Below are 10953 nucleotides of genomic sequence, written 5' to 3' on the forward strand. Positions count from 1 at the left end.
CGTATGGCTGGGCGTCGCCGGAGCGGACGTCCATGCGGAGGTCGCCGAGGTCGCCGTTCCGCTCCCCGAGGGACGGGTGCGCCGGGAGGACGTCCGGGCCCTGCGCAGCCTGTTCCATGAGGGTAGCCTGCCGGGACAGCGCGAAACGGTGCATGTCGTCGAGCACGGCTTCGCCACCCAGCCCGGCCGCTGGTTGCATCAGCCGGTGGGCCGGCCGGGAACGGAGCTCGCCTGCCGTGCGCTCGTCGTCACGGCGCCCGCCGGCCAACTGGCTCTTTTGAGGGAGGCCGCGTCGGCCGCCGGACTGGACGTGGCCGCGATCTCGCTCAACGCCCTGGCGGCCGCGGAGGCCGTGCTGGACCCCGCGGAGGCGGAGGCCGGCGTCGCGGTCGTGGACATCGGCGGCGGCACGTGCGACGTGGCCGCGTTCGATCGCGGCCGCGCGGTCCACGTGGCGTCCATCGGCCTGGGGAGCGCGTACATCACGAACGACCTCGCCATCGGTCTCGGCATTCCGTGGGCGGCCGCCGAGACCTTGAAGCGGCGGCACGCGAGAGTGGACGGGGCCCTCGTGCAGAAGACGGTCGAGGTGGCGGCGGAAGACGGCGTGCGCGTCGTGGAACTGCCCTTCGTGCAGGAGATCGTGCTGGCGCGCGTCGACGAGATCCTCGAGGCCGTGCGGGCTGCGCTTCAGGAGGCCCGCGCCCGCTGCCGTTTCGGCGCGGGCGCCGTCCTCACCGGCGGTGGGGCCTCCCTGAAGGGGCTGGCGAAGCGCGCGATGGACGTGTGGGATCTGCCGGTGCGGTTGGGCGTGCCCCAGCTCGGCGACGAGCGCTGGGCCGCGCTGGAATCGCCGCAGGCCGCGGCGGCCGTCGGCCTCTTGCGCCTTGCGGCGCGCGGCGCCGCACCATCCGCCAGGGCGCGCCCTGTGGCCGACGCCCCGGCGAGCATCGCCCGCCGCTTGATGGCTTGGCTTGCGGGCCTCGTGTAGGGAGCCCCGCGCGAAGGATCTGGAAGCGCGGCGGCAGAACTCGTTCAACGTCGTGAAGGCGATTTCCGATATGATGTTCGGGATAGGAACGGTCTCGTCGGCGGTCGACAGGAGGGCTAAGCGTGCTGGATTTCGATCTCGAAGATAGCCGTTACGCGGTGATCAAGGTGGTCGGGGTGGGCGGCGGCGGCAACAACGCCGTCAACCGCATGATCCGCGCAGGCCTGCGCGGCGTCGAGTTCATCTCCATCAACACCGACGCCCAGGCGCTGGCGCTGAGCGAGGCGCCGGTCAAGATCCAGATCGGGTCGGAGGCGACGCGCGGTCTCGGCGCGGGCGCAAACCCCGAGGTCGGCGCGCGGGCCGCGGAGGAAAGCCGGGACCAGATCGCGGAGGCGCTCAAGGGCGCCGACATGGTCTTCATCACGGCCGGCATGGGCGGCGGCACCGGCACGGGCGCCTCGCCGATCATCGCCCGCCTCGCGAAGGAGTCCGGGGCGCTGACGGTCGGCGTCGTGACGAAGCCGTTCACGTTCGAGGGGCGGCGGCGCATGCAGCAGGCGCTGGCGGGCATCGAGAACCTGCGCAACAGCGTCGACACGCTGATCACGATCCCGAACGACCGCCTGATGCAGGTGGTGGAGCGGAAGACCTCGATCATGGAGGCCTTCCGCATCGCCGACGACGTGCTCCGCCAGGGCGTGCAGGGCATCAGCGACCTGATCGCGGTGCCGGGCCTCATCAACCTCGACTTCGCCGATGTCCGCACGATCATGCTGGACACGGGAACCGCGCTGATGGGCATCGGCGTGGCGCGCGGGGAGAACCGCGCCGCGGAAGCCGCGCACACCGCGATCTCCAGCCCGCTCCTGGAGACGTCGGTGGAAGGCGCCAAGGGCGTGCTGCTCAACATCACGGGCGACCCGAACCTCGGCCTGTTCGAGGTCAACGAGGCCGCGGAGATCATCGCCCAGGCCGCCGACCCCGAGGCGAACATCATCTTCGGCGCGGTGATCGACGAAAATCTGCAGGACGAGATCCGCGTGACGGTCATCGCCACCGGCTTCGATCACCCCGGGACGCGGAGCGCGAAGGCCAAGGTCGAGGATCTCGACATCGCCCCGTTCGCCGCGGACGACCTGGAAATCCCCGCCTTCCTGCGCCGAAAGAGCCGCTGATCGCACGTTGGCCCCCCGCGGGCGCCGCTCCCGCGGGGGGCTCTTTTCTTCAAACGCTGCACCTTCACCGTCCCCACGGGCGTTCCCCGGATCCACCAGACGCCACGTGCGTGTCATGCGGGAGAGGCCCCGGGCCGTCTCTCGCGGCCTTCCCGGATGCGACAGACTCCGCACGGCGGGGTTCCTATAATGGGCGTGCCCCGGCGCCGGGGTCCGGTCTAGCCGGCGCTGGACCGGCATACCCATGTCCAGAAGGCCGTGCGAGGGGGACGGAGATGATCGTATACGGCGATCTCGTCCTCTTGGTCAACGCGGTCGTGGACGCGGCGCTGCTCCTGGCCGCGGCCCGCCTCGCCGGCGTGCGCGTCCGGATTTGGCGTGTGGCCCTGGCCGCGCTCCTCGGCGCCGGCTACGCCCTGGGGTTCTACCTCGAACCATCCTCCGCGGCGTACACCTTCCCCGGCAAGTTCGCGTCGTCGCTGGCGATGGTCGCCGTCGCCTTCGCCCCGGTCCGCCCGGTCGCGTTCGTTCGACTCGTCGGCTGGCTGTGGACCTCGGCCGCGCTGGTGGCCGGCATGACGCTCGCCTTCGACATGTTCGGCCTGGGCGCGGTCGGGGCGTGGCAGAGCGGCTACTGGACCTCGGGGCAGGGGCCGGTGCCGTGGTGGGCGCTGGCGGGGTCGCTGGGCGCCCTGGCGCTGATGGCCAGCTGGCTGTGGAGCTGGCGGCGGGCCACGGCGGTCGAGACCGTGGAGGTCACCGTGGAGGTCGGGCAGCGGGCGACGTCGTGCCGCGGTCTCGTCGACAGCGGCAACCGGTTGCGGGATCCCTTCACGGCGGCTCCGGTGGTCGTCGCCAGCGTCTCCGCCATGGCGGACCTGTTGCCGGAGTCCTGGCCGCGCGACCCGCGCCGGGCCGTCGAGGACTGGTCAGTTCTGGAAGAGGTCGCCTCCACGACGGACCTGGCCGGCCGCCTGCGGCTTGTGCCGTTCGAGGCGCTCGGCACGCGGCGCGGGCTGCTCGTCGCGCTCAAGGCCGACCGCGTGCGTTTGCGTGCCGGCCGGCGCCGCTGGGTGCACGACGGGATCCTCGTCGGCCTCTCCCCGGATCCGCTGGACCCCGGCGGGGCGTTCGCCGCCCTGGTGCCCACGGAACTCGTCGCGGCCGAACCCATGGAAGGGAGCGGAATCATGTGACAGCGACGCCGACGCGCGTCCGTCTTTGGATTCGGATCCAGGTCGTCCGGTGGCTCGAGGCGCTCGGCCTGTACCGGCTGCCGGTCCATTACGTCGGGGGAAGCGAGGCGCTTCCGCCTCCGCTGTCGGCGGAGGAGGAAGAATATCTCTTGGCGCGGCTGGCCAACGGGGACGCGGCCGTCAAGAGCGTCCTCATCGAGCGCAACCTGCGCCTCGTCGTGTACATCGCGCGCCGGTTCGACAACACGCGCATCGCCATCGAGGACCTGGTGTCGATCGGCACGATCGGACTCATCAAGGCGGTGAACAGCTTCGATCCCGCGAAGCGCATCAAGCTGGCCACGTACGCCTCGAAGTGCATCGAGAACGAGATCCTGATGTACCTGCGGAGGACGAACCGCACCAAGACGGAGGTGTCGTTCGACCAGCCGCTCAACGTCGACTGGGACGGCAACGAGCTCCTCCTCGCGGACATCCACGGGACGGAGCCCGACCTGGTGTATCGTAACGTCGAGGAGGAGGCCGACCGCATGCTGTTGCGGGAGGCGCTCAAGAAGCTCTCGCGGCGGGAGCGGAACATCGTGGAGCTGCGCTTCGGCCTGAAGGACGGGGTCGAGCGCACGCAGAAGCAGGTGGCGGACCACCTCGGCATTTCGCAGTCGTACATCTCGCGCTTGGAGAAGCGGATCATCCGCCGCCTGCGGAAGGAAATGGCCCACATGGAGTGACGGGAGGAGTCGGGTGGAGGCGTCGAAACCGTCGGATCGCGTCGATGCGGGCCCGGTCGTCGACGACGTGCGCGAGCTCGTCGGACGCACGCCGATGTTGCGGCTGCGCGGCTTCGGCCTGGCGCTGGGCACGGAGTGCTACGCGAAGCTGGAGATGTTCAATCCGGGCGGCAGCGTCAAGGATCGGATCGGGGTCTACATGCTGGAGCGCGCGGAAGAGGCGGGGCTCCTGCGGCCCGGCGCCACGATCATCGAGCCCACGGCCGGCAACACCGGGATCGCCCTGGCGCTGGCCGCCCGCGGGCGGGGCTATCGCGTGATCTTCGTCGTGCCGCGCAAGTTTTCGGTGGAGAAGCAGGCGCTCATGCGGGCACTCGGCGCCGAGATCGTCCACACGCCCACCGAGGAGGGCATGCTGGGCGCGGCCCGCAAAGCCCGGGAGCTGGCGGAAGAGATCGGCCACGCCTACATCCCTCAGCAGTTCGAAAACCCGTGGAATCCGGAAGCCCACTATTACACCACGGGGCCGGAGATCTGGGCGCAGATGCGTGGGCGGGTCGACCTGTTCGTGGCGGGCGCCGGCACCGGGGGGACCTTCACCGGCTGCGCGCGCTATCTGAAGGAGCAAAATCCGCGGCTGAAGGCCGTCGTCGTGGAGCCGGTCGGTTCGGTGCTGCGCGGCGGCCAGCCGGGTCCGCACCGCACCGAGGGCATCGGCGTCGAGGCGATCACCCCGACCCTGGACATGAGCCTGGCCGACGACATCGAGACGATTCCGGACGACGAAGCGTTCGCGATGGTGGAGCGCCTCGCGCGCGAGGCGGGGGTGCTGGCCGGCAGCTCCAGCGGGGCCGCCCTGGCGGCCGTCGTGCGGCAGTCCCACAAGTGGACGGGCCCGCGCCCGCTGCGCGTCGTGACGATCTTCCCCGACAGCAGCGAGCGGTACCTGAGCCAGGGGATCTATTCGTTCGGAGAGGCGGTGGGAGATTGACCTGGAAGTTCCGCACGCGGCTCATCCACGGCGCGCCGGAAGACCCGTTGACCGGAGCCGTCGTCACGCCCATCTACCAGACCTCGACCTTCCGGCAGGTCGGCGTGGGGCTTCACAAGGGGTACGAGTACGCCCGCACGAGCAACCCCACCCGCGCCGCGCTGGAAGCGGTGGCGGCCGACCTGGAAGGCGGCGCGCGAGGGATCGCGTTCGCCTCGGGCATGGCGGCGATCACCGCCGTCTTTTCACTGTTCTCGCAGGGCGACCACGTCGTCTGCGGCGACGACGTCTACGGCGGGACCTACCGCGTGCTGAGCCGGGTGTTCCAACGCTTCGGAATCGAGGTCGACTTCGTCGACACGTCGGGCGTGGCGAACGTCGAGGCCGCGATGCGCGCGAACACCCGGGCGGTCTACGTGGAGACGCCGTCGAACCCGCTCATGAAGATCACCGACCTCGCGGCCGTCGCGGAGCTGTGCCGGGCGCGCGGCGCGCTGCTCATCGTCGACAACACCTTCATGACGCCGTACTGGCAGCGGCCGCTGGAGCTCGGCGCGGACATCGTCGTGCACAGCGCCACGAAGTACCTGGGCGGGCACAGCGACCTCGTCGCCGGGCTCGTCGTGGCGCGGGACGCCGAGCTCGGCGAGCGGCTGGCGTTCCTGCAGAACTCCATGGGCGGCGTCCTCGCCCCGCACGACGCCTACCTGCTCCTGCGCGGCATCAAGACGCTCGCGCTGCGGATGGAGGCGCACGAGGCGAACGCCCGCCGTGTCGCGGAATGGCTGCGCGCGCAACCGGCCGTGCGCGCCGTCCACTACCCGGGGCTCCCCGAGCATCCCGGGCACGACGTCCATCGCCGGCAGGCGCGCGGCTTCGGCGGGATGCTCTCGTTCGAGCTCGCGTCGGCTGAGGCGGCGGAGATCGTCGCCACGCGCACGCAGCTCTTCGTCCTCGCCGAGAGCCTCGGCGCGGTGGAGAGCCTCATCTCGGTCCCGGCGCGCATGACGCATGCGTCCATCCCGCCCGAGCGGCGCATGGAGCTCGGCATCACGGACGGCCTCGTGCGCCTGTCCGTCGGCGTCGAAGACGTCGACGACCTCATCGACGACCTCGCCACCGCCTTCGCCGGGCTGCCCGTATAACCCCGTCCGTCCCCGACCATACTTCCCCCCGACGGGCGATTGAGGCCCGCTCGGGGGGAACCCTTCATGAACAAAGTCGAGATCTGCGGCGTCAACACCGCCGAGCTTCCGGTGCTCACGAACGAACAGATGCGGGCGCTGTTCAAGCGCCTTCGGCAGGGCGACCGCACCGCGCGCGAGACGCTGGTGCAGGGGAACCTGCGCCTCGTGCTGTCCGTCATCCAGCGGTTCAACAACCGGGGCGAGCCGGTCGACGACCTCTTCCAGGTCGGTTGCATCGGCCTCATGAAGGCCATCGACAACTTCGACCTCGACCAGAACGTGCGCTTCTCGACGTACGCCGTGCCGATGATCATCGGCGAGATCCGCCGCTACCTGCGTGACAACAACCCGATCCGCGTCAGCCGCTCGTTGCGGGACGTGGCCTACAAGGCGCTGCAGGTGCGCGACCAGCTGACGCACCGGCTGTCGCGCGAGCCCACGGTGAACGAGATCGCCGCCGAGCTCAACATGCCCCGCGAAGACGTCGTCTACGCGCTCGACGCCATCCAGGAGCCGGTGTCGCTCTTCGAGCCGATCTACGAGGACGGCGGCGACCCGATCTTCGTGATGGACCAGATTTCGGACGACCGCAACCACGAAGCCAGCTGGCTCGAAGGCATGGCCGTGGAAGAGGCGATGAACAAGCTCGGCGAGCGGGAGCGGACGATCCTCGCCCTGAGGTTCTTCGAGGGGAAGACGCAAATGGAGGTCGCCGAGGAGATCGGCATCAGCCAGGCGCAGGTGTCGCGGCTCGAAAAGGCGGCCCTGCTGCAGATGCGCAAGTTCGTCTAAGCGGGATGGTGCGATGCGTTTCCAGATGGGTCGTTTTCAGACGGGAAATGGCTTGGCGCGGGCGCGGTTCCTTGCGGACGGGCGTCGCTGGCTGGCGGCGGGCATGCTTCTGCTCCTGGCGGCGTCGGCCGCGAGCCTGCCCGTGGCGAAGGTCGCGGCGTCCATCGACGCGCCGCAGGTCGTGCGGGCGCGCTTCATCGCCAACAGCGACGACCCGGCCGACCAGCGGGTGAAGGACGCGGTTCGCGACGCCGTCTTCGCGGCGTTCGGCGACCGTTTCCTGAAGGCGCCGGACGGCCGCGCGCTGGCGGCCGAGCTGCGGTCCGACCTGCCGGCGATCGCCGCCGTGGCGCGGGACGCGGCCCGGGCGCACGGCGCCGATTACGTCGTGCGCGTGACGTACGAGAATGCGTGGTTCCCGGCCAAACGGCTGGGCGATCTGACGCTGCCGCCCGGCCGCTACCCGGCGCTCGTCGTGCGGCTGGGCGCGGCCAAGGGCCACAATTGGTGGGGCGTGCTGTTCCCCCCGCTCGGCCTTGTCGACTTTCGTGGCGATGTTCGCGTGGCGTGGACGGGGTCGACGGCGACCGTGGACCTGTCCTCCCTCGACCCGCGGGAGGTCGCGGCGTTCGAGGCGGCCCTCGGCAGGGCAGCGCCCGACGGCAGCACGCCGGCGTTCCGGCTCCACGACCACGCGGTGCTCGTCATCGACGAGACCCAGACCCAGGACGACGTCCACGTGCGCTGGTTCGTCCGCGACTGGTTCGAGCGGGCGGTGGCCACGGTGGCCCGCTCCTGGAGCCAGTTCAGCCTGGCGCGGCTTGGACCGTAGCGCCCGCCGGGCACTCCCGTCATACCTGACCCTCCTCGTCCATAGAGATGTGGACGAGGAGGGTGCCGCGTGTCCTTCAAAGCCTCCGATCTGCGCGTGCGGGACGTGATCGATGTCGTCGAAGGGCGGCGTCTGGGCTTCGTGTACGACCTGGAGGTCGACCTCGACGCCGGCCGCGTGACCGCCCTCGTCATCCCCGGCCCGGCGCGGTTCTTCGGCCTGTTCGGCCGGGAGCGGGACCTCGTCATTCCCTGGAAGGATATCGTTAAAATTGGTGAAGACGTGATTCTGGTCCACCTGGGCCGGTGAGGCGGTCGCCATGTCCACGGTCGAGATGGTCGACATCCCCCTGCATCCCTCGGCGGAAGCCCGTTTTTCCACACGTGCCGGCGGCGTGAGCGAGGGGCCGTGGAGCACGCTGAACCTCGGGCTCCACGTGGGCGACGCCCCGGACCGCGTGGACGCCAACCGGCGCCGTTGGCTCGAGGCTCTCGGCCGGAAGCCCGAAAGCGTCGTCTGGTTGCGTCAGGTGCACGGCGCGGACGTGGTGGCGGTCGGCGGCGCCCACGGCAGGCCGCCATCTCCGCCCGAGGCGGACGGCGCCGTCACCGCCGACCCCGCCTGCACCCTGGTGATCCTGGTCGCGGACTGCGTCCCCGTGTTCCTCGTCGATCCGGAAGCGCGCGTCGTCGGGCTCGTGCACGCCGGGTGGCGCGGCACGGTCGCCCGTGTCGCCGCGCGCGCCGTCGACGTCATGGTCGACCGCTTCGGCGCGGCGCCGGAGCGCGTGCGTGCGTGGATCGGCCCGCATATCCGGGACTGCTGCTACGAGGTCGACGAGCCCGTGGTGGCGCGCATCGAGGCGGAGTTCGGGATCGTGGCGGGGATGCTGCGCCCCGGACGGCCCGGGCGCGCGTGGCTGAGCCTCGCGGCGGCGAACCGCCGCGTGCTGGCCGATGCCGGCGTGCCGCCGGCACAGGTGGGGGAGAGCCCGGACTGCACCGGTTGCCGTCGCGACAGGTTCTTCTCGTACCGGAAGGAGGGGGGCCGCACCGGGCGCATGGCGGCGGCCCTGTGGCTCAAGTGACGCTGCACGCCCGGGCGGAGGCGATCGCAATCCGGTACGCGGCGATCCGGGAGCGGATCGCGAGGGCGGCGGAGCGCGCCCACCGGGATCCGGCCACCGTGCGCGTCGTGGCCGTGAGCAAGTACGTGGGGGTCGACGGGGTCGCCGCCGCCGTGGCGGCGGGGATCCGGGACTTCGGCGAGAACCGTGCGCAGGACGCGCGGGAGAAGGTCGACCGGTTCCGCGACGTCGCGCGCTGGCACTTTGTTGGACAAGTCCAGACCAACAAGGTAAGATACCTGAAAGACCTGTATTTTCTGGTACATTCTGTCGATCGGCCGAGATTGGCGGAGGCGCTCTCCCGCGCGGCCTCCCCTGGACGGCCGCAGGCGGTGCTCGTCCAGGTCAATGTGGGGCGGGAGCCGCAAAAGGGCGGGGTGGCGCCGGAAGGGCTCGTGGACCTGCTCAGGTACGCGGCCGGCTTGCCGGGCATCCGCGTCCAGGGGTTGATGGCGATTCCGCCGGCGGTCGAGGATCCTGAAGCGGCGCGCCCGTACTTTCGCGCCTTGAGGGAACTGGCCGAGCGTGCCCGGGACGCCACGGGGCTGGAGTTGCCGGAGCTGTCCATGGGCATGAGCGGGGATTTCGAGGTCGCTGTCGAAGAAGGGGCGACAATCGTCCGTATCGGCCGCGCGCTTTTCGTCGACGGGTGACGGATCGCGGCCGGTCACAACGGACTCATGTGCGAGAAGCTTGCGTGAGGGGGATCGGAATCATGTCAGGCGTTTGGGACCGCGTCCTCACCTTCCTCGGCTTCGAAGAGGTCGTCGAGGAGGAGTACGAGGAAGAGAGCGAGCGAGCCGCCGTCAATACCGGCCCGAGCCCGGTCAGCCGCGCGCGCCGTTCCCGGGAGGTCGCCGCGCCGGAGCCCGAGCGGCCCGCCCGCTACGGCGCTCTGGTGCCGATCGCCGGCGGGGCTCGGGGCCAGAATCACGCGCGCGTCACCGTGTGGCATCCCACGGCGTTTGATGAAGTCCAGACGCTCGTCGACCGGCTCCGCGAGGGACACCAGATCGTCGTCAACCTCGAAGGCGTCGACCGTCAACTGACGGGGCGCATCATCAATTTCCTCAGCGGCAGCGTCTACGCCTTGGGCGGGTCGATGTACCGCGTCTCATCGCATGTGGTCATGTTCCTGCCCGCGGGCGTGTCCGTGGACGCGGCCGGCGGCGACGAGGTCGATTGGTGGTCGGAAGGCGAGAACGAAGACTAAATGACGCTCGTCGTCATCAACACCGTCAACCTGTTCTTCTCCGTGCTCTACTTCGCGATCATCGTCCGCGCCCTGTTGTCGTGGTTCCCGTCTTCGGCGAGGTGGTACTGGGATCTCGTCCGCGTGCTCGATGCGATCACGGAGCCGTTGCTCGCCCCGATCCGCAGCCGCATGCCGGTGGCCGGCGGGATCGACATCTCTCCCATCATCGCCCTCTTTCTCCTGCGCGTGGTGCATGGCCTGGTGGTGGAACTCCTCTATCGAATCCTGTAAACCCGGCGAGGCGATCCGTCGTCGAAAGCGGGGGTGCGCTGAATGCTGACGCCGTTGGACATCCACAACAAGGATTTCAAACGGTCGTTGCGCGGCTATAACGAGGACGAGGTCGACGAGTTCCTCGACGAGGTCGTGCGCGACTTCGAAACGCTGATCAAGGAGAACAACGCCCTCAAGGCGCAGGTCGAGGAACTGCGGCAGAAGGTCGAACAGTACCGCCAGCTTGAGGACACGTTGCGCAATGCCCTGGTCGTCGCGCAGGAGACGGCGGAGGAGGTCAAGGCGGCCGCCCGCAAGGAAGCGGACCTCATCATCCGCGAAGCCCAGGCGGAGGCGGAGCGGCGCCGCCAGGACGCGCAGGCGGCCGTGGAGCAGGCGCGGGCCACGCTGGCCGCGCTGGAGCGACAGGCTCAGGAGTTTCGCGCGCGGATTCGGAGCCTGCT

14 protein-coding genes are annotated in these 10953 nt (G+C 70.1%); all 14 read left to right on the forward strand.

Annotation, left to right across the window (positions count from 1 at the left end; all coding sequences use genetic code 11):
- Nucleotides 1–991 (forward strand): rod shape-determining protein (locus IRZ18_06160; protein ID MBX5476690.1); only part of this gene is annotated, 991 nt, incomplete at its 5' end.
- A 122-nt stretch (nucleotides 992–1113) separates the two neighbouring features.
- The gene (gene ftsZ / locus IRZ18_06165) at nucleotides 1114–2169 is read left to right on the forward strand and encodes a cell division protein FtsZ (protein MBX5476691.1); all 1056 of its coding nucleotides are present in this window, start codon (nucleotides 1114–1116) and stop codon (nucleotides 2167–2169) included.
- A gap of 275 nt (nucleotides 2170–2444) precedes the next feature.
- Entirely contained in the window at nucleotides 2445–3365 is a 921-nt protein-coding gene (locus IRZ18_06170) for a sigma-E processing peptidase SpoIIGA (protein MBX5476692.1), read from the forward strand.
- Nucleotides 3362–4093: an RNA polymerase sporulation sigma factor SigE gene (gene sigE / locus IRZ18_06175; protein MBX5476693.1), complete on the forward strand. Its 732-nt coding sequence runs from the start codon at nucleotides 3362–3364 to the stop codon at nucleotides 4091–4093. The genes IRZ18_06170 and sigE overlap by 4 nt, the downstream gene beginning before the upstream one ends.
- 94 nt (nucleotides 4094–4187) lie before the next feature.
- A complete protein-coding gene (locus IRZ18_06180; GenBank protein ID MBX5476694.1) occupies nucleotides 4188–5084 on the forward strand; it encodes a cysteine synthase family protein in 897 nt (298 codons plus the stop codon).
- A complete protein-coding gene (locus tag IRZ18_06185; GenBank protein MBX5476695.1) occupies nucleotides 5081–6229 on the forward strand; it encodes a bifunctional cystathionine gamma-lyase/homocysteine desulfhydrase in 1149 nt (382 codons plus the stop codon). The genes IRZ18_06180 and IRZ18_06185 overlap by 4 nt, the downstream gene beginning before the upstream one ends.
- A 66-nt stretch (nucleotides 6230–6295) precedes the next feature.
- Complete coding sequence (gene sigG, locus IRZ18_06190) at nucleotides 6296–7063, forward strand: RNA polymerase sporulation sigma factor SigG (protein MBX5476696.1); 768 nt, start codon at nucleotides 6296–6298, stop codon at nucleotides 7061–7063.
- Nucleotides 7064–7115: 52 nt separating this feature from the next.
- Nucleotides 7116–7895 carry a stage II sporulation protein R gene (locus IRZ18_06195; GenBank protein MBX5476697.1) on the forward strand — a complete coding sequence of 260 codons (780 nt, stop codon included), beginning with the start codon at nucleotides 7116–7118 and terminating at the stop codon, nucleotides 7893–7895.
- A gap of 69 nt (nucleotides 7896–7964) precedes the next feature.
- A complete protein-coding gene (locus IRZ18_06200; GenBank protein MBX5476698.1) occupies nucleotides 7965–8204 on the forward strand; it encodes a YlmC/YmxH family sporulation protein in 240 nt (79 codons plus the stop codon).
- 10 nt (nucleotides 8205–8214) lie between these two features.
- Nucleotides 8215–8982 carry a peptidoglycan editing factor PgeF gene (gene pgeF / locus IRZ18_06205; GenBank protein ID MBX5476699.1) on the forward strand — a complete coding sequence of 256 codons (768 nt, stop codon included), beginning with the start codon at nucleotides 8215–8217 and terminating at the stop codon, nucleotides 8980–8982.
- A 23-nt stretch (nucleotides 8983–9005) separates the two neighbouring features.
- The gene (locus IRZ18_06210; protein MBX5476700.1) at nucleotides 9006–9674 is read left to right on the forward strand and encodes a YggS family pyridoxal phosphate-dependent enzyme; all 669 of its coding nucleotides are present in this window, start codon (nucleotides 9006–9008) and stop codon (nucleotides 9672–9674) included.
- Nucleotides 9675–9736: 62 nt separating this feature from the next.
- Complete coding sequence (locus tag IRZ18_06215) at nucleotides 9737–10234, forward strand: cell division protein SepF (protein MBX5476701.1); 498 nt, start codon at nucleotides 9737–9739, stop codon at nucleotides 10232–10234.
- Nucleotides 10235–10507: a YggT family protein gene (locus tag IRZ18_06220; protein MBX5476702.1), complete on the forward strand. Its 273-nt coding sequence runs from the start codon at nucleotides 10235–10237 to the stop codon at nucleotides 10505–10507. It begins immediately after the preceding gene.
- 42 nt (nucleotides 10508–10549) lie between these two features.
- The coding region (locus IRZ18_06225) for a DivIVA domain-containing protein (GenBank protein ID MBX5476703.1) at nucleotides 10550–10953 on the forward strand (404 nt) is incomplete at its 3' end.

This window comes from Clostridia bacterium, assembly GCA_019683875.1.
GTDB lineage: Bacteria > Bacillota > Sulfobacillia > RBS10-35 > Bu92 > Bu92.